Source organism: Kineococcus gynurae (assembly GCF_042433995.1).
GTDB classification, from domain to species: domain Bacteria; phylum Actinomycetota; class Actinomycetes; order Actinomycetales; family Kineococcaceae; genus Kineococcus; species Kineococcus gynurae.
In genome coordinates this window covers 205,222-223,038 of record NZ_JBHLUI010000009.1, presented here as the reverse complement: position 1 = coordinate 223,038, position 17,817 = coordinate 205,222, and the positions used below count along the sequence as shown (strand labels likewise).

16 protein-coding genes are annotated in these 17,817 nt (G+C 73.5%); 9 read left to right on the top strand and 7 right to left on the bottom strand.

Going from position 1 to position 17,817, the window contains the following annotated elements; translation table 11 throughout:
* The first annotated feature begins 7 nt into the window (after nt 1-7).
* The 8 genes from rapZ to ACFFKU_RS12635 all read left to right on the top strand — a co-directional run bounded on the left by rapZ (nt 8) and on the right by ACFFKU_RS12635 (nt 7,491).
* The gene (gene rapZ, locus ACFFKU_RS12670; protein WP_380138427.1) at nt 8-985 is read left to right on the top strand and encodes an RNase adapter RapZ; all 978 of its coding nucleotides are present in this window, start codon (nt 8-10) and stop codon (nt 983-985) included.
* 74 nt (nt 986-1,059) lie between these two features.
* On the top strand, nt 1,060-2,139 hold the full coding sequence (locus tag ACFFKU_RS12665) for a gluconeogenesis factor YvcK family protein (protein WP_380138709.1): 1,080 nt from the start codon (nt 1,060-1,062) through the stop codon (nt 2,137-2,139).
* 242 nt (nt 2,140-2,381) lie between these two features.
* Entirely contained in the window at nt 2,382-3,362 is a 981-nt protein-coding gene (whiA, locus tag ACFFKU_RS12660) for a DNA-binding protein WhiA (RefSeq protein ID WP_380138707.1), read from the top strand.
* 206 nt (nt 3,363-3,568) lie between these two features.
* The gene (gene gap, locus ACFFKU_RS12655; protein ID WP_380138426.1) at nt 3,569-4,573 is read left to right on the top strand and encodes a type I glyceraldehyde-3-phosphate dehydrogenase; all 1,005 of its coding nucleotides are present in this window, start codon (nt 3,569-3,571) and stop codon (nt 4,571-4,573) included.
* 84 nt (nt 4,574-4,657) lie between these two features.
* Nucleotides 4,658-5,887 carry a phosphoglycerate kinase gene (locus tag ACFFKU_RS12650; protein ID WP_380138424.1) on the top strand — a complete coding sequence of 410 codons (1,230 nt, stop codon included), beginning with the start codon at nt 4,658-4,660 and terminating at the stop codon, nt 5,885-5,887.
* A 47-nt stretch (nt 5,888-5,934) separates the two neighbouring features.
* Complete coding sequence (gene tpiA / locus ACFFKU_RS12645) at nt 5,935-6,720, top strand: triose-phosphate isomerase (protein ID WP_380138422.1); 786 nt, start codon at nt 5,935-5,937, stop codon at nt 6,718-6,720.
* 131 nt (nt 6,721-6,851) lie between these two features.
* On the top strand, nt 6,852-7,103 hold the full coding sequence (gene secG / locus ACFFKU_RS12640; RefSeq protein ID WP_167581876.1) for a preprotein translocase subunit SecG: 252 nt from the start codon (nt 6,852-6,854) through the stop codon (nt 7,101-7,103).
* Nucleotides 7,104-7,140: 37 nt separating this feature from the next.
* Complete coding sequence (locus ACFFKU_RS12635) at nt 7,141-7,491, top strand: RNA polymerase-binding protein RbpA (RefSeq protein ID WP_380138420.1); 351 nt, start codon at nt 7,141-7,143, stop codon at nt 7,489-7,491.
* Between the two features lie 118 nt (nt 7,492-7,609).
* Here the strand turns inward: ACFFKU_RS12635 and pgl are convergent, their stop codons facing one another.
* From pgl to tkt, 5 genes are all read right to left on the bottom strand, one after another.
* The gene (gene pgl, locus ACFFKU_RS12630; RefSeq protein ID WP_380138418.1) at nt 7,610-8,368 is read right to left on the bottom strand and encodes a 6-phosphogluconolactonase; all 759 of its coding nucleotides are present in this window, start codon (nt 8,366-8,368) and stop codon (nt 7,610-7,612) included.
* Nucleotides 8,365-9,639 (bottom strand): glucose-6-phosphate dehydrogenase assembly protein OpcA, encoded by a 1,275-nt coding sequence (locus ACFFKU_RS12625; RefSeq protein ID WP_380138416.1) that lies wholly within the window; start codon nt 9,637-9,639, stop codon nt 8,365-8,367. The genes pgl and ACFFKU_RS12625 overlap by 4 nt, the downstream gene beginning before the upstream one ends.
* 31 nt (nt 9,640-9,670) lie before the next feature.
* Nucleotides 9,671-11,212, bottom strand: coding sequence for a glucose-6-phosphate dehydrogenase (gene zwf, locus ACFFKU_RS12620; protein ID WP_380138414.1), 1,542 nt, complete (start codon nt 11,210-11,212; stop codon nt 9,671-9,673).
* A 257-nt stretch (nt 11,213-11,469) separates the two neighbouring features.
* Nucleotides 11,470-12,588, bottom strand: coding sequence for a transaldolase (tal, locus tag ACFFKU_RS12615; RefSeq protein ID WP_380138412.1), 1,119 nt, complete (start codon nt 12,586-12,588; stop codon nt 11,470-11,472).
* Between the two features lie 90 nt (nt 12,589-12,678).
* A complete protein-coding gene (gene tkt, locus ACFFKU_RS12610) occupies nt 12,679-14,772 on the bottom strand; it encodes a transketolase (protein ID WP_380138410.1) in 2,094 nt (697 codons plus the stop codon).
* Between the two features lie 493 nt (nt 14,773-15,265).
* Between tkt and ACFFKU_RS12605 the strand changes: the two genes are divergently transcribed.
* Entirely contained in the window at nt 15,266-16,288 is a 1,023-nt protein-coding gene (locus ACFFKU_RS12605; RefSeq protein WP_380138408.1) for a heme o synthase, read from the top strand.
* Between the two features lie 7 nt (nt 16,289-16,295).
* Here the strand turns inward: ACFFKU_RS12605 and ACFFKU_RS12600 are convergent, their stop codons facing one another.
* Both ACFFKU_RS12600 and ACFFKU_RS12595 read right to left on the bottom strand, forming a co-directional pair.
* The gene (locus ACFFKU_RS12600) at nt 16,296-16,538 is read right to left on the bottom strand and encodes a hypothetical protein (RefSeq protein ID WP_380138407.1); all 243 of its coding nucleotides are present in this window, start codon (nt 16,536-16,538) and stop codon (nt 16,296-16,298) included.
* A gap of 308 nt (nt 16,539-16,846) precedes the next feature.
* A complete protein-coding gene (locus ACFFKU_RS12595) occupies nt 16,847-17,815 on the bottom strand; it encodes a COX15/CtaA family protein (RefSeq protein WP_380138405.1) in 969 nt (322 codons plus the stop codon).
* Nucleotides 17,816-17,817 lie beyond the last annotated feature (2 nt).

Sequence of the window (17,817 nt, the reverse complement as noted above, 5' to 3'; positions counted from 1 at the left end):
TGGCAGGATGACGCCCGTGGAGAAACCCGGCGCCGACCACGAGCCCCTCGACGCCGCCGGGGGCGGGACACCCGCGCCGGGTCGCGGGGCCCCGGCCGACCCGGCCCACCCGGCGACACCGCCCAAGCGACCCGAACTGCTCATCATCACCGGCATGTCGGGTGCCGGCCGGTCCACGACGGGCAAGGCCCTGGAGGACCTCGGCTGGTACGTGGTCGACAACCTGCCGCCGCAGATGCTGGAGCCGCTCGCCGAGCTGACCGCCCGCGCCGGTCAGTCCGCGGCGCACGTCGCCGTCGTCCTCGACGTGCGCGGACGCTCCTTCTTCGCCGAGCTGACCGGGGCGCTGGCCGCGCTCGACACCCGGCACCTGTCCCCGCGCGTCCTGTTCCTCGACGCCACCGACCAGGTGCTCGTGCGGCGCTTCGAGTCCGTCCGCCGCCCGCACCCCCTGCAGGGCGACGACCGCATCGTGGACGGGATCGCCCGCGAGCGCGCCCTCACCGGCGACCTGCGCTCGCGCGCCGACGTCGTCGTCGACTCCTCCTCCCTCAACGTGCACCAGCTCGGGCAGCTGGTCTCGTCGTTGTTCGAGGGGGAGCAGGGGGAGAGCCTGCGGGTCACCGTGATGAGCTTCGGCTTCAAGTACGGGACCCCCGCCGACGCCGAGCACGTCGCCGACGTCCGTTTCATCCCCAACCCGCACTGGGAGCCCGAGCTGCGTCCGCTGACCGGTCGCGACCAGCCCGTGTCCGAGTACGTGCTGGCCGCCGAGGGGGCGCAGGACTTCCTGGGCAACTACGTCAAGGCGCTGGAACCGGTGCTGGCCGGCTACCGGCGCGAGAACAAGCGCTACGCCACGATCGCGTTCGGCTGCACCGGTGGCAAGCACCGTTCGGTCGCCATGGCCGAGGAGCTGGGGCACCGTCTCGACGCCGCCGGGATCCCCCACCGGGTCCTGCACCGCGACCTCGGGCGGGAGTGAGCTCCGTGCCCGCCCCCGCCCCGACCCCCGCCCCACCGCCCCGACCCGGGCCCGCGTCCCTGCCGACGGGGCCGATCCCGGTCGTCGGGTACCGCCCGCCCACGGCCGTCCCCTTCACCGCCCCCGCCGTGGTCGCCTTCGGCGGCGGGCACGGGCTGTCCTCGTCGTTGTCGGCGCTGCGGCACCTGACCGACCGGCTCACCGCCGTCGTGACCGTCGCCGACGACGGGGGGTCCTCCGGCCGGCTGCGGCGCGACCTCGGGGTGCTGCCCCCGGGCGACCTGCGGATGGCCCTCTCCGCCCTGTGCGACGACTCCGAGTGGGGCCGGACCTGGCGCGACGTGCTGCAGCACCGCTTCGCCGGTTCCTCCGGTCCCCGCCCCGGGGTCCCCGACGACGGCGAGCCCGAGGGTCTGCGGGGCCACGCCACGGGCAACCTGCTCATCGCCACCCTCTGGGAGCTGCTGGGCGACGAGGTCGCCGGCCTGGACTGGGTGGGCCGCCTGCTCGGGGCCCGCGGCCGCGTCCTGCCCATGGCCGCGGTCCCGCTCGACATCGAGGCCGACGTGGTCGGGCTCGGCGGGGTCACGCCCGCCGACGAACCCGTCGCCGTCCGGGGACAGGTCGCGGTCGCCTCGACCACCGGCCGGGTCGTCGGCGTCCGCCTCGTCCCCGAGGACCCCCCGGTGCGCCAGGAGGTCCTGGACGCCGTGGCCGAGGCCGACTGGGTCGTCCTCGGCCCGGGGTCGTGGTTCACCAGCGTCCTGCCCCACCTCATGGTCCCGGCGCTCGCGGGGGCCCTGCAGGCCACGTCGGCCCGGCGCTGCCTCACCCTCAACCTGGCCGGGCAGCCGGGGGAGACCGACGGCTTCGCGGCCGAGGACTACCTCGAGGTGCTGGCCGCCCACGCCCCGGGTCTGCGGGTGGACGCCGTGATCGCCGACCCCGTCGCCGTGGGTGACCCGGAGACGCTCGCCGAGGTCGCGGCGGGCCTCGGCGCGCACGTCCTGCTGCGGCAGGTGTCGGTGGGTGACGGAACCCCCCGGCACGACCCGCTGCGCCTCGCCGCGGCTTACCGTGACGTCTTCAGCCAGGCCTGGGGAGACGTCGAGCACCCCGCCGGACCCGACCCCAGCCACGGAGCGCGCCGATGAACCAGGGCACCTACCCTCACCTCGACCGCGGCACCGGGTTGCGGGTGGAGCACCACCCCGAGGTGCGGCGCGACGACCTGCCCGAGGTGCGCCGCACCCCGTCCGGCCCGGCGCGCGAGGACCTCCGGGTCGAGGTCCGCCCGCCGGCCCGCGCGGTCCGGCCGCCCGCCGGACCGGGCGGCCCGGGGGCCCGTCCCGCGGCCCCCACCGAGAGCCCGACCGCGTTCCGAGGAGGCAGGCCCATGGCGATGACGGCGGCGGTCAAGGACGAGCTGAGCCGGCTGCCCGCGTCGACCACCGCGGCCCGCAAGGCCGAGGTGTCGGTGATGCTGCGCTTCGCGGGCGGGCTGCACATCGTCTCCGGACGCATCGTCATCGAGGCCGAGCTCGACTCCGCCTCCATCGCCCGGCGGCTGCGCCGCGACATCGCCGACGTGTTCGGCCAGACCGGGGACCTCCTGGTGATGCAGGCGGGCGGGCTGCGCCGGGGGACCCGCTACGTGCTGCGCGTCGCCCGCGAGGGGGAGTCGTTGGCCCGCCAGACCGGGCTGCTCGACACCCGCGGGCGACCGGTCCGCGGACTCCCGGCGCACATCGTCTCCTCGACCGCGGCCATCGCGGAAGCCGCCTGGCGCGGCGCGTTCCTGGCCCGGGGCTCGCTGACCGAGCCCGGGCGTTCGGCGGCGCTGGAGGTCACCTGCCCCGGTCCCGAGGCGGCGCTGGCCCTGGTCGGGGCCGCCCGGCGGCTCGACCTGCAGGCCAAGGCCCGCGAGGTCCGCGGGGTCGACCGGGTCGTCATCCGCGACGGCGACGCGATCAGCGCGCTGCTCACCCGGCTCGGGGCGCACGACGCGATGATGACCTGGGAGGAGCGGCGGATGCGCCGCGAGGTCCGGGCCACCGCCAACCGTCTCGCCAACTTCGACGACGCCAACCTGCGCCGCTCGGCGAGGGCCGCGGTCGCCGCGGGGGCCCGGGTGGAGCGGGCGCTGGAGCTGCTGGGCGACGACGTGCCCGACCACCTGCTGCAGGCGGGGCGGCTGCGCCTGGAGCACAAGCAGGCCAGCCTGGAGGAGCTCGGGGCACTGGCCGACCCGCCGATGACCAAGGACGCCATCGCCGGGCGCATCCGCCGGCTGCTCGGGATGGCCGACAAGCGCGCCCAGGAGCTGGGGCTGCCCGGGACCGAGTCGGGGCTCACCGCGGACATGCTCGACGCCTGAGGGGCGGGCCGGCCCCCGGACGGGGACGGGGCTGCGCGAATCTGCCGAGGTGTGCGCGACTGTGCGCACCTCACCCGCCGAGCACGCGCAGTTCGCCGGGAATCCCTTGTGGCGACGCCCGGCGCGCCTAGGGTCGGTCGTGACGCCGCGCGAACCAGCGGCCGCCCCGCCCGGCACCGCGAGTGCCGTTGAGGAGGAGAACAGCTTTGACCACGCGTGTGGGCATCAACGGATTCGGTCGCATCGGCCGCAACTTCTTCCGCGCCGCCCTGGCCTCCGGCGCCGACCTCGAGATCGTCGCCGTCAACGACCTGACCGGCGCCAAGACCCTCGCCCACCTGCTCAAGCACGACTCCGTGCTGGGCAAGCTGTCCGAGGACGTCTCGGTCGGCGAGGACGGCATCACCGTCGGCGGGCGCACCATCAAGGTCCTGGCCGAGCGCAACCCCGCCGACCTGCCCTGGGGCGAGCTGGGCGTCGACGTGGTCATCGAGTCCACCGGGTTCTTCACCGACGGCGAGAAGGCCAAGGCCCACATCGCCGGCGGCGCCAAGAAGGTCATCGTCTCCGCCCCGGCCACCAACAACGACGTCACCGTCGTCATGGGGGTCAACGAGTCCGAGTACGACGCGGCGAAGCACACGATCATCTCCAACGCGTCCTGCACCACCAACTGCCTCGCGCCGCTGGCCAAGGTGCTCAACGACGAGTTCGGCATCGTCCGTGGGCTGATGACCACCATCCACGCCTACACCGCCGACCAGAACCTGCAGGACGGCCCGCACAGCGACCTCCGTCGCGCCCGCGCCGCCGCGCTCAACATGGTCCCGACCTCCACCGGTGCGGCCAAGGCCATCGGCCTGGTGCTCCCCGAGCTCAAGGGCAAGCTGGACGGCTACGCCGTGCGCGTGCCGGTCCCGACCGGCTCGGCCACCGACCTCACCGTCACCCTGGGCAAGGAGGTGACGGTCGAGGAGGTCAACGCCGCCTACAAGGCCGCCGCCGAGGGCCCGCTCAAGGGCTACCTGACCTACTCCGACGAGCCGCTGGTCTCCAGCGACATCGTCACCGACCCCTCCTCCTGCATCTTCGACTCCGGCCTGACCAAGGTCATCGGGGACCAGGTCAAGGTCGTCGGCTGGTACGACAACGAGTGGGGCTACTCCAACCGCCTCGTCGACCTGACGACCCTCGTGGGCTCCTCGCTCTGACGGTTCGCCATACTCCGGCCCGGGGACCTCGTGCAGAGGTCCCCGGGCCGACCCATGCACAGCCCAGTGGCTAAGGAGCGCACGTTGCAGACGATCGACGATCTCGAGGCCCGGCTGGACGGACTGCGCGGCAAGCGCGTCCTGGTCCGCAGCGACCTGAACGTCCCCCTGGACTCCTCCGGCGAGACCCCCCGGATCACCGACGACGGCCGCGTCCGGGCCTCGGTGCCCACCCTGCGCCGCCTGCTCGACGCCGGTGCCCGCGTCATCGTGGTCAGCCACCTCGGCCGGCCCAAGGGCACGCCCGAGGCGAAGTACTCCCTCGCCCCCGTGCACGCCCGGCTCGCCGAGCTGCTCGCCCCGACCACCGTGCACTTCTGCCCCGAGACCGTGGGCGAGCAGGCCCGGGCCGCCGTCCAGGCGCTCGGCGAGGGCGAGGTCCTGCTGCTCGAGAACCTCCGATTCAACGCCGGGGAGACGAGCAAGGACGACGGCGAGCGCGGGGCGTTCGCCGACGAGCTGGCCGACCTCGCCGAGGCCTACGTCGCCGACGGGTTCGGCGCGGTGCACCGCAAGCACGCCAGCGTCTACGACGTCGCGCGCCGCCTGCCGCACGCCATGGGGACGCTGGTCGCGGCCGAGGTCGAGGTGCTGCGCCGGCTGACCAGCACCCCCGAGCGGCCCTACGCGGTCGTGCTCGGCGGGTCCAAGGTCTCCGACAAGCTCGGGGTCATCGACAACCTGCTGGGCTCGCTGCTCACCTCCGGCGACCGCCTGCTGGTCGGCGGCGGCATGGTCTTCACCTTCCTCAAGGCCGCCGGGCACGAGGTCGGCAAGAGCCTGCTGGAGGCCGACCAGCTCGACCGTGTCCGCGGGTACATGCAGACCGCGCAGGACAAGGGGATCCAGCTCGTCCTGCCCACCGACGTCGTCGCCGCGACCGCCTTCGCGGCCGACGCCGAGCACGACGTCGTGCCCGCCGACGCGATCCCGGCCGACCGCCTCGGCCTCGACATCGGTCCCGACTCCGCCCAGGCCTTCGCGACCGCGCTCGCCGAGGCCCGCACCGTGTTCTGGAACGGCCCGATGGGGGTCTTCGAGATGGAGCCCTACGCGGGGGGGACCCGCGCGGTGGCCCAGGCCCTGGCCGACTCCGACGCGTTCAGCGTGGTCGGCGGCGGGGACTCCGCCGCGGCGGTGCGCACCCTCGGCTTCGCCGACTCCGCGTTCGGGCACATCTCGACCGGCGGCGGCGCCAGCCTGGAGTTCCTCGAGGGCAAGCACCTCCCGGGCCTCGACGTGCTCGAGGACTGACCGACCCGGACGACCGACCCACCCGCAGTCAGGACGGAGAACCACCGATGGCCCGCACCCCGCTCATCGCCGGGAACTGGAAGATGGTCCTGGACCACCAGTCCGGCACCCTGCTGGTCCAGAAGCTCGACTGGACCCTCAAGGACGCCAAGCACGACCACGACGCCGTCGAGGTCGTCGTGCTGCCCTCGCACACCTCGCTGCGCACGGTGCAGACGCTCATCGAAGGCGACAAGCTCGACATCAAGCTGGGCGCGCAGGACGTCTCCGCGCACGAGTCCGGTGCCTACACCGGTGAGGTGTCGGCCGCGCAGCTCGCCAAGCTCGGCGTCGGCTACGTGGCGATCGGGCACTCCGAGCGTCGCCAGTACCACGGCGAGACCGACGAGCTGGTCAAGGCCAAGACGGCCAAGGCGCTCGAGCACGGTCTCGTCCCGATCGTCTGCGTCGGGGAGGCCCTCGACGTGCGCAAGGCCGGGGAGCACGTGCCGTTCACGGTCGGGCAGGTCACCGCCGCGCTGGAGGGGCTGAGCGCCGCCCAGGTCGCGGGTCTGGTGCTGGCCTACGAGCCGGTGTGGGCCATCGGGACCGGCGAGGTCGCCACCCCCGAAGACGCCCAGGAGGTCTGCGCCGCCATCCGCGCCGCGGTCGCCGGGCAGTTCGACGCCGCCACGGCCGAGGCCGTGCGGGTGCTCTACGGCGGCTCGGTGAAGCCCGCCAGCATCGCCTCGATCATGGCCCAGCCCGACGTCGACGGGGCCCTGGTCGGCGGGGCGAGCACTGACGCGGCGGACTTCGCCGCCATCGTGCGCTTCCGCGACCACCCTGCCTGAGACGCGCGTCCCGCCGTCCCTCCCCGGTCGACGGGGAGGGACGGCGTGCGGAGGGTGAGCGGATGTCCCCGTCGGCCGTCGTCGATGGCTTACCCTGATCGAGCCCCGAACCGCCCTACCCGGAGGACTGTGTGTCCGTTCTGCGCATCGTGCTGCAGGTGCTGCTCGCGATCTCGAGCCTGTTCCTGACGCTGCTGATCCTGCTGCACAAGGGCAAGGGCGGGGGGTTGTCCGACATGTTCGGGGGCGGGGTGACCACGAGCCTGTCGGGATCGAGCATGGCCGAACGGAACCTCAACCGGTTCACGGTCGGCATCGCCCTGGTCTGGACGGTCTGCATCGTCCTGCTCGGCCTCGTCGAGCGCTTCACCAACGAGTTCTGAACCGGCCCGCAGGGCTCGGACGAGGGGAGAACTGATCGTGGCAGGTGGCAACGCCATTCGCGGGAGCCGGGTCGGCGCCGGACCGATGGGGGAGGCGGAACGGGGCGACCACGCCCCGCGGGTCCGCATCTCCTACTGGTGCGCCAACGGGCACGAGACCCGACCGAGTTTCGCCGAGGAGTCCGGGGTCGAGCCGCCGGAGCAGTGGGACTGCCCGCGCTGCGGGTTCCCGGCCGGGACCGACCAGAAGAACCCGCCGGCCCCGCCGCGCAACGAGCCCTACAAGACCCACCTGGCGTACGTGAAGGAACGGCGTTCGGACACCGACGGCGAGGCGATTCTCAACGAGGCCCTGGCCAGCCTGCGGGCCCGCGGCCTGATCCGCTGAGCCCGACCCCCTGACGGCACGAGACGGCCCCGACCTCCGCAGAGGTCGGGGCCGTCTCGTCGTGGGTCCTCGTCGTGGGTCCTCGTCGTCGGTCCTCGTCGTGGGTCCTCGTCGTGGTTCAGGCCTCGTCCAGGTCCGCGGCCGCCGCGGCGTCGAGCAGCCATAGCGTCTCCAGGCTCCCGTGCACCCCGGCCGCCGGCGTGCTCGACGGGTCGTCCCCGCCCACCCCGCGGGCGACGGCCGGGGCCTTCTCGCCCCCGGCGGCCACGAGCCAGACTCGGCGGGCCCGGTGCAGCGCACCGAAGGTGAAGGACAACCGGGTCGGCGGCGGCTTGGGGGAGTCGCGGATCGCGACCACGCTCGACTCGTCGCGGGCGAGCCCCTCGTGGCCGGGGAACAGCGAGGCCACGTGCCCGTCGGGACCCATCCCGAGGAGCAGAACGTCGAACTCCGGCGTCTCGGCGCCCTCGCCCTGCGCGGCCAGCTCGGCGGCGTAGCGGGCGGCGGCCGCGCCGGGGTCGTCGCCGTCCACGCCGTCGCTGGCCGGCGGCTCGTGGACGGTCGCCGGGTCCAGCGGGAGCGCGTCGAGCAGCGCCTCGCGGGCCTGGGTGGCGTTGCGGTCCGGATCGCCGGCCGGCAGGAAGCGCTCGTCGCTCCACCACAGGTGCACCCGGGACCAGTCCACCGTGCTCCGGGCCGGGGAGTCCGCGACCGCCGCGAGCGCGGCGACGCCGATGCTGCCCCCGGTGAGGCTGACGTGCGCCCGCCCCCGCTCGGCGATGGCGTCGGCGAGGGTGGTGAGCAGCCGAGCGGCCACGGCGACGGCGAGCGCCTCCTTGTCCGGGGCGACGACCACCCGCGCCGCCGGCCGGCTCACGAGCCCGCCCGCGACCGCGACCCGCGCGCGCCGGCGCCGGTGGTGGCGGTGCTCTTCGTCGCGGTCTTGGTGGCGGACTTCTTCGCCGGCGCGGACGTCTTCGCGGCGGACTTCGTGGCCGTCTTCTTCGTGGCCGTCGTCTTGGTGGCTGTCTTCTTCGCGGCGGTCTTCTTCGTGGCGGGGGCGGACTCCTCGGCCGCGGGCTCGGGGGTCCGGGCCGTCGGTTCCTCGGGGCGGGCCCGCTTGACCGCCCGGGAGGTCCGGGCGGCCTGCTTGAGCGCCTCGGCCTGCTCGCGGGCCGCGACGGCCGGGGAGTTCAGCTTCCCGGCCTTCTGGGCGGCGGCGGCCGAGACCGGCTCCCCGACCAGGGCCATGCCCCGCGACAGCGTCTCGCCGTAGACCTCGTCGGGGTCCAGGCGTCGCAGCTCCTCGGTGATGCAGTCGGGCAGGGAGCGCCGGGCCAGGGCGATCCGGCGGTCCGGTTGCCCGGGCTGGCTCAACGTCGCCACCGACTCGTCCGGGCGCACGATCTGCACGGCCCCCGACTTGCGCTCCAACCGGACGCTCTGGACCCCGCGCCCGCGCGCGGTGCGCACGCGGGTCACCGGGGCCTTGAGCATCCACCCGAGCCAGGCCGCGAGCAGGTCGGTGCTGGGGGAGTCGGCCGAACCGGCGACGGTGATCTGGGTGACCGGCTCGTAGGGCGGCTGGTCCAGGGCGGCCGCGAGCAGCGCCCGCCAGTTGGTCAACCGGGTCCAGGCCAGATCGGTGTCGCCCTCCTGGTAGCTCGCGGCCCGGGCGAGCAGCGAGCGGTGCGGGGAGCGGGACGCGGCGGCGTCGGTGATGCGCCGCTGGGCGATCCGGGAGATCGGGTCCTTCTGCAGGTCGTCGGGGGCCTCGCCGACCCACCACGCGACGATCGGCGCGTCGGGCAGCAGCAGCGAGACGACCGTGGTCTCGCCGTGCTCCACCAGCGGCCCGTAGAGGCGCAGGACGACGACCTCGCTCGCTCCGGCGTCGCCGCCGATGCGGATCTGGGCGTCGAGCCGGGCCGCACCGCGCTTGTTCCCCCGGGCCAGCACGAGGACCCGGCAGGGGTGCTCGCGGGAGGCCTCGTTGGCCGCGGTGATGGCGTTCTCGGCGCGGGCGTCGTCGGTGACGACGACCAGGGTCAGCACGCGGCCGAGGGCGACCGCGCCGCCGGAGTCGCGCAGGTCGACCAGGGCCTTGTTGATGGCGCTGGTGCTGGTGCTGGGCAGGTCGATGATCATCGGAGCGTCCTCGCGGTCTCGGTGGGCCGGGTCACGGGCGTCGCCAGGAGCGGCCGGTGCGGGCGAGCATGGCGTCGGCCGAGGCCGGGCCCCAGGTGCCGGAGGCGTACGGCTCGGGCTGGCCGGAACGGGCCCAGTGGGCGGTGATCGGGTCGAGGATCTTCCAGGACAGCTCGACCTCCTCGTGCCGCGGGAACAGCGGCGGGTCGCCGAGCAGGACGTCCAGGATGAGCCGCTCGTAGGCCTCGGGGGAGGACTCGGTGAAGGCGTGCCCGTAGCCGAAGTCCATGGTCACGTCGCGCACCTCCATCGCGGTGCCCGGGACCTTGGAGCCGAACCGCATGGTGACGCCCTCGTCCGGCTGCACCCGGATCACCAGGGCGTTCTGCCCCAGTTCCTCGGTCGCGGTCGAGGAGAACGGCAGGTGCGGGGCGCGCTTGAAGACGATCGCGATCTCGGTGACGCGTCGCCCCAGTCGCTTCCCGGCCCGCAGGTAGAACGGGACCCCGGCCCAGCGGCGGGTGTCGACCTCGAGCTGGATCGCGGCGAAGGTCTCGGTGATCGAGTCCTGGGGGATGCCGTCCTCGTCGAGGTATCCCTTCACGAAGTCCGAACCCTGCCAGCCGGCGGCGTACTGACCGCGGGCGGTGGCCTGCGACAGGTCCGCCGGCAGGCGCACCGCGGAGAGCACCTTGGCCTTCTCGGCCTGCAGGTTCTCGGCCTCGAACGAGATGGGCTCCTCCATGGCCGTGAGGGCCATGAGTTGCAGGAGGTGGTTCTGGATGACGTCGCGGGCGGCGCCGATCCCGTCGTAGTACCCGGCCCGTCCGCCGATGCCGATGTCCTCGGCCATCGTGATCTGCACGTGGTCGACGTGGTTGGCGTTCCAGAGCGGTTCGAACATCTCGTTGGCGAAACGCAGCGCCAGGATGTTCTGGACCGTCTCCTTGCCCAGGTAGTGGTCGATGCGGAAGACCGAGTCGGGCGGGAAGACCTGCTCGACGACCTCGTTCAGCTCCCGGGCCGACCTCAGGTCGTGGCCGAAGGGTTTCTCGATCACGACGCGCCGCCACTGGTCGCCGTGCTGGGCGCTCAACCCGCTGCGGGCCAGCTGCTTGGCGACGACCGGGAAGAAGCGGGGCGGGATGGACATGTAGAACGCGTGGTTGCCGCCCGTGCCGCGCACCCGGTCGAGATCGGCCACCGTGGCGGCGAGCTTGTCGAACGCGTCGTCGTCGTCGAAGTCACCGGGGACGAACCGGAAACCCTCGGCGAGCTGCGCCCACACCGACTCGCGGAACGGGGTGCGGGCGTGCTGGCGCACCGAGTCGTAGACGACCTTGCCGAAGTCCTGGTCGGCCCAGTCCCGGCGGGCGAAACCGGTCAGCGCGAACCCCGGCGGGAGCAGGCCGCGGTTGGCCAGGTCGTAGATGGCCGGCATGAGTTTCTTGCGGGCCAGGTCGCCGGTGACGCCGAACATGACCAGGCCGCAGGGACCGGCGATCCGGGGCAGCCGTCGGTCGCGGGGGTCGCGCAACGGGTTGTCGCTGCGCAGCACGCGGGTGGGACTCATCCGTCTCCCTGAGCGAAGAGGGCCTCGGCACGGTTTCGAGGTCCGGTTGGTGATCGAGCCCGACCGTACACGCGTGCGGTCGGGGAGGCGGGGCGACGCCCCCGGTCGGGGTGCGCCCCGCAACGACGACGACGGCGGCCCGCCGGGCCCGGACGGGCCCGGCGGGACCGCCGTCGGTCGGCCGCTCGCGCGGCCGGTCCTGCTGGGTGCTGCTGGGTGCTGCTGGGTGCTGCCGGGTGCTGGCGGGTCGCGTCAGCTCACTCGGCGTCGCGCTGGGTCCGGGCCCGCTCGAGCTCGTCGGTGACGGTCTGCAGCAGCTCGCCCCAGCTCTTCTCGAACTTGTCGACGCCCTCGCGCTCGAGCTTCTCCACGACCTCGGTGTAGGAGATCCCGAGGCGCTCCAGCTCGTCCAGCACCTGCTGGGACTCCCCGTAGCTGCCGCGGATGGTGTCCCCGTTCGGCTCGGCGTGGTCGATCGTGGCGTCGAGGGTCTTGCCCGGCATGGTGTTGACCGTGTCGGGTGCGACCAGCTCGGTCACGTACAGGGTGTCGGGCAGGTTCGGGTCCTTGACCCCCGTCGAGGCCCACAGCGCGCGCTGCGGACGGGCCCCGGCCTCCTTCAGCACCTGCCAGCGCGGGGTCGCGAAGACCTCCTCGTAGGCCTGGTAGGCCAGCCGCGCGTTGGCCAGACCGGCCTTGGAGCGCAGGGCCTTGGCCTCCTCGGTGCCGACCTCGTCCAGGCGGGCGTCGACCTCGGAGTCCACCCGCGAGACGAAGAACGAGGCCACGGAGTGGATGGTCGAGAGGTCGTGGCCGTTCTGCTTGGCCTGCTCCAGACCGGTGAGGAAGGCCTGCATGACCGCGCGGTAGCGGTCGAGGGAGAAGATCAGGGTCACGTTGACGCTGATGCCCTCGCTCAGGGCGGTGCTGATGGCCCCGAGACCCTCGACGGTCGCCGGGATCTTGATGAGCAGGTTCTCGCGCGAGACCGCCTGCCAGAGCGAGCGGGCCGACTCCTCGGTGCCCGCGGTGTCGTGGGCCAACCGCGGGTCGACCTCGAGGGAGACGCGACCGTCGACCCCGTCGGTGCGGTCGTAGACCGGCTTGAAGATGTCGCAGGCGCGCCGAACGTCCTCGGTGGTGATCTCGAAGACGGCCTTGTCGGTGTCGGCGCCCGCGGCGACCAGCTCGCCGACCTGCTCGGAGTAGCTGTCGCCCTTGGCCAGGGCCGAGGCGAAGATCGTCGGGTTCGAGGTGACCCCGAGGACGCCCTTCCCGACCAGCCGCTCCAGCTCGCCGGAGGTGATGAGTTCACGGGAGAGGTCGTCGAGCCAGACCGAGACTCCCAGGGAGTGCAGTTCCTGCAGCGTGCTCATGAGTGCTCCGTCTCGATTGTCGTTCGTGGTGCCGCGATCGGGGGCCCGGACCCCCGACCGCCCGGACGGGGCGGTCGGGGGAGGGGCGGGTCAGGACAGGCCGGCCAGGCTCTCGTGGGCGGCGGCCACCACGACCTCGTCGGTCAGGCCGAACTCGCGGTAGAGGTCCTGGTAGTCGGCGGAGGCGCCGAAGTGCTCGAGACCGACGACGCGACCCGCGTCGCCCACCAGGTCGTGCCACCCCTGCGCGATGCCGGCCTCGACCGAGACGCGGGCCTTGACCTGCGGGAGCAGGACGGTGTCGCGGTAGGACTGCGGCTGCGCGTCGAACCACTCGCGGCAGGGCAGCGAGACCACGCGGGTCGGGACGCCCTGCTCCTCGAGCTTCTCCGCCGCGGCCACGGCGATCTGCACCTCGGACCCGGTCCCGATGAGGATGACCTTCGGGGTCGCGGTCGAGGCCTCGACCAGCACGTACCCCCCCTTGGCCACGCCATCGGCCGCGCCGTAGCGCGGCTGGGAGCGGTCGAAGGTCGGCAGGTTCTGCCGCGACAGCGCCAGCCCGGCGGGACGGTCGGTGTTCTCCAGGATGGTCTTCCAGGCCCACGCGGTCTCGTTGGCGTCGCCGGGACGGACGACGTCCAGCCCCGGGATGGCGCGCAGCGCGGCGAGGTGCTCGATCGGCTGGTGGGTCGGGCCGTCCTCGCCCAGACCGATGGAGTCGTGGGTCCACACGTAGGTCACCGGCAGCTTCATGATGGCCGCGAGCCGGACCGCGGGGCGCATGTAGTCGCTGAAGACCAGGAAGGTGCCGCCGTAGGGGCGGGTGCCGCCGTGCAGGGCGATGCCGTTCAGGATCGAGCCCATCGCGTGCTCGCGGATCCCGAAGTGCAGGACGCGACCGTAGGGGTTGCCCTGCCACATCTTGGTGTTGCGGCTCTCGGGCAGCATCGAGGGCTCGCCCTTGAGCGAGGTGAGGTTGGACTCGGCCAGGTCGGCCGAACCGCCCCAGAGCTCGGGCAGGCTCGCGGCCAGCGCGTTGAGGACCTCGCCGCCGGCCTTGCGGGTCGCGACGGCCTTGCCGGCCTCGAACTCGGGCAGCGCCTTCTCCCACCCGGCGGGCAGGGTGCGGGTGCGGAGGCGGTCGAACAGGTCGGCCCGCTCACCCGCGGCCGCGCGCCACGCGTCGAAGCCCTCCTGCCAGGCCTCCTTGGCCGCCGCTCCGCGGTCACGGGACTCCCGCGCGAAGGCGAGGACCTCGTCGGCCACGGCGAAGTCGGCCTCGGGGTCGAACCCGAGCACCTCCTTGGTGGCCCTGACCTCGTCGGCGCCCAGCGCCGAGCCGTGCGACTTGCCCGTGTTCTGCAGGTTCGGGGCCGGCCAGGCGATGGTCGTGCGCAGAACGATGATCGAGGGACGGGTGGTCTCGGCCTTGGCCGCCTCGACCGCGGCGTGCAGACCTTCGACGTCCTCGGAGTAGGGGCCCTCCCCGCCGTTGGTCCAGTCCAGCGTCTGCACGTGCCAGCCGTAGGACTCGTAGCGCTTCTGGGTGTCCTCGCCGAGGGCGATGGCGGTGTCGTCCTCGATCGAGATGTGGTTCGCGTCGTAGATGACGACGAGGTTGCCGAGCTCCTGCACCCCGGCGATGGCCGAGGCCTCGGAGGTCACGCCCTCCTGGATGTCGCCGTCGGAGGCCAGCACGTAGACGTGGTGGTCGAACGGGCTGGTCCCGGGGGCGGCCTCGGGGTCGAGCAGGCCGCGCTCACGACGGGCGGCCATGGCCATCCCGACGGCGGAGGCCAGCCCCTGGCCCAGCGGCCCGGTGGTCATCTCCACGCCCGCGGTGTGGCCGTGCTCGGGGTGGCCCGGGGTCTTCGAGCCCCACTTGCGCAGGGCCTTGAGGTCGTCCAGCTCCAGGCCGTAGCCGTTCAGGTAGAGCTGCACGTAGAGGGTCAGGCTGGAGTGCCCGCAGGACAGGACGAACCGGTCGCGACCGGCCCAGTCCGGGTCGGCGGGGTCGTGCCGCATGACCTTCTGGAAGAGCAGGTGCGCGACCGGCGCGAGGCTCATCGCGGTACCGGGGTGACCGTTGCCGGCGCGCTGGACGGAGTCCATCGCGAGCACCCTCGCGGTGTCCACCGTCTTGTTGTCCAGGTCGTTCCACTCCAGGGCCTGCGAGCTCACGTGTCTCCTCCCGTGCGGCCCGGGCCGCCCACGGGTGCGGGCGGACGACCGGGTCCGATCTCTTCGACTGGCTGCTGCGTCGGGTTGCCGGCGGCGACCGGCCGCGACGACCGGGCGGTGCACCGAGGGGCGGGTCCGAGGGCGTCGTGGGGATCGCCCTCCGGGGGCGGTGCGGCCGATCCTTCCGGCCGGAGGACCCGGCCCGTCTGCGCGACCCCGTTCGTGCGACCCCGTCTGTGCGACGCCGCGCCGGGAACCTGACCCTCCGACCCTACTCCGCACCCCCACGGCCGCAGCTCGGGCTGCTCATCTGTGCGGGGGCACGACGGTGATCGCGTCGAGGCGGTAACGGGGTCGTCCGCGCCGCGCCCCGGGGGGCGTCCGCCGGGACGTGAGGGTCGCCACGCCCGTCCTCGCGCGCGCCCGACAACGACACGTCGTAGCAGCGGCGTAGGATCAGGCCTGCCCCATGTCGCCTCTTCCCGAGGACACTGTGACCGTCGTCGATCCGCGTCTCACCCACGCCACCGCGCACTCCGGCGCCTCCGGGCTCCTCCGGAGTCGACGGGGGGGCCGTCGGCGACCCCCCCGCTTCCCGCGGGTCGCGGCGTACGTGGCCCTCACCAAGCCCCGGATCGTCGAGCTCCTGCTCATCACGACCGTGCCGGTGATGGTGTTCGCGGCCGGGGGCCTGCCCTCGATCGGGCTCCTGGTGGCCACGTTCGTCGGCGGTGCGTTCGCGGCGGGGTCGGCCAACACCTTGAACTGCTACTTCGACCGGGACATCGACGCGCTGATGAAGCGCACGGCGAACCGGCCCCTGGTCACCGGGGAGATCACCCCCCGCGCAGCGCTGGTCTTCGCGGCCGCCCTGGGGCTGGCCTCGGTCGCGCTGTTCCTCGCGTTCGTGAACCCGCTGTCGGCGGCGCTCGCGGTCGGGGCGATCGTGCTCTACGTCGTCGGGTACACGTTGCTGCTCAAGCGACGCACCTCCCAGAACATCGTCTGGGGCGGGGTCGCCGGGTGCATGCAGGTCCTCATCGGGTGGACCGCGGTGCGCGGCGAGCTGGACTGGGCCCCCTTCGTCCTGTTCGGCGTGATCTTCCTCTGGACGCCGCCGCACTACTGGCCGCTCTCGGTGCGCTACCGCGAGGACTACGCCAACGCGGGGGTCCCCATGCTCCCGGTCGTGGCCCGGCCGACGACCGTGACGCGGCAGATCGTGCTCTACACCATCGCCATGGTGGCCTGCTCGCTGCTGCTGGTCCCCGTGGGCGGGGCCGGCGCCCTGTACGGGGTCGCGGCCCTGCTCCTCGGGCTCGGCTTCCTGGGCCAGACCGTGGCCCTGCACCGGCGGGCCCGGCGCTTCGAGGCGGAGACCGGCGGGCGCGACGCCGGCACCGCCGAGCAGCTGCAGAAGATCTCGCCCATGGGCGTCTTCCACGGCTCCATCACCTACCTGACGCTGCTCTCGGCGGCCGTCCTCCTCGACCCGTTCCTGCACCTGCCGTTCTGAGTCCTGCTCAGGCCGGGCGGCGCCGGGCGGCGAGCGCCTGGGTGCCGGCGGCGAGCGCCGTGACGACCCCGGCCAGCAGCCACTGCAGGAACGGTAGGAAGACCAGCAGCAGCACGGCGGTCGAGGACCCGCTGCGCAGCATGTCGCCCAGGGCCCAGACCGTGAGGACGGCGAGCACCGGGGCACCGGAGGCCACCGCCCACGTCCCGGCCGGCCAGAACCGGCGGGTGAGCACGGTGACGGCGGCCATGGCCGCGAAGGGCAGCAGGCCCCACCCCAGGAGAGCAGACCGGGCAGCAGGGACGCCAGCACCAGGGGGATCTCCTCCGGCACCGGTGGGGGTCCGTCGAGGACGAGCGGCCCCACGCTCAGCCAGAGCACGACTCCCAGGGTCGTCGCGGCGGCGACGACGGTGGGCAGCAGCAGCACCGTGGTGAGCCTGCGTCGGGCAGGCCCCGGAAGGCGGGGCGGGTCGACCGGATCGGACGCGGACATCCGTCGATCGTCGCCCGCCGCCCTCGTCGTCCGCGTCGTCCGCGGGAGCCGGACGGGTGAGGTTCAGGCGTGGACGCGGGTCTCCCGGTCGGCGGGAGCGGCGACCGGCCGGGTCATCGCGGTGAGCACCCGGACCATGGCGACCACGAGCACGCAGGCCCCGGCCATGTGCACCGCGACCAGGACCCAGGGCAGCCCCGTGAAGTACTGCGTGTAGCCGACCAGGCCCTGGGCCAGGGTGGCGACCAGCAGGACCACCGAGGCCCGGCGGGCCCGCGGCGGGGCCGAGGGCAGCACGCGCAGGGCCACGACCAGGCCGATCACCAGGCCGGTGAAGCCCATGACGAGGTCGGCGTGCAACCAGCTCACGGTGCGCGGGTCGAGCATGAACCGGGCCGGTTCCTCGGCGTCGCCGGAGTGGGGACCGGCGCCGGTGACCACGGTGCCCACCACGAGCACGGCCCCCAGCAGCGCCGCGGCCAGCCACGCGGCCCCCCGCACCTCGCGGCGGACCCCGGCCTCGCGCGGCCCCGCCGGTTCCCGGCCCCGGGTCCAGAGCACCGTCGCCGCGCTGACCAGCAGCATCGACACGAGGAAGTGCGTCATCACGATGCCGGGGTGCAGGTCCATGTGGACGGTGATGCCCCCGATGACCGCCTGCACGAGGATGCCGCCGATGACCAGGGCCGCCCACTTGACGAGGTCGAAGCGGCCGGACCGGACGACCGCCACCAGGCAGGCCAGGGCGACGAGACCGACGAGGCCGGTGAGGGTGCGGTTGCCGAACTCGATGTACTTGTGGAAGCCCTCGGCCTGCTCGACCGTCGGGGTGTAGGACCCGGGGACGCACTGGGGCCAGGTGGGGCAGCCGAGACCGGACCCGGTGAGCCGCACGACGCCCCCGGTCACCACGATGAGGCACTCGACGACGACGTTGAGGAAGAGCAACCGGGAGGTCCAGGCCCCCACGGGGGCGGGCCGACGACGTCCGGCGGGGGCGGGGGCGAGGCTCGGTCCGGCGGTGACGCTCACCC

What these genes read in the sequence shown, in the direction of transcription:
- whiA (WP_380138707.1), top strand. Translation starts at nt 2,382, where the DNA reads ATGGCGATGACGGCGGCGGTCAAGGACGAGCTGAGCCGGCTGCCCGCG.
- zwf (WP_380138414.1), bottom strand. Translation starts at nt 11,212, where the DNA reads ATGAGTCCCACCCGCGTGCTGCGCAGCGACAACCCGTTGCGCGACCCC.
- tal (WP_380138412.1), bottom strand. Translation starts at nt 12,588, where the DNA reads ATGAGCACGCTGCAGGAACTGCACTCCCTGGGAGTCTCGGTCTGGCTC.
- ACFFKU_RS12625 (WP_380138416.1), bottom strand. Translation starts at nt 9,639, where the DNA reads ATGATCATCGACCTGCCCAGCACCAGCACCAGCGCCATCAACAAGGCC.
- ACFFKU_RS12600 (WP_380138407.1), bottom strand. Translation starts at nt 16,538, where the DNA reads ATGGCCGCCGTCACCGTGCTCACCCGCCGGTTCTGGCCGGCCGGGACG.
- tpiA (WP_380138422.1), top strand. Translation starts at nt 5,935, where the DNA reads ATGGCCCGCACCCCGCTCATCGCCGGGAACTGGAAGATGGTCCTGGAC.
- rapZ (WP_380138427.1), top strand. Translation starts at nt 8, where the DNA reads ATGACGCCCGTGGAGAAACCCGGCGCCGACCACGAGCCCCTCGACGCC.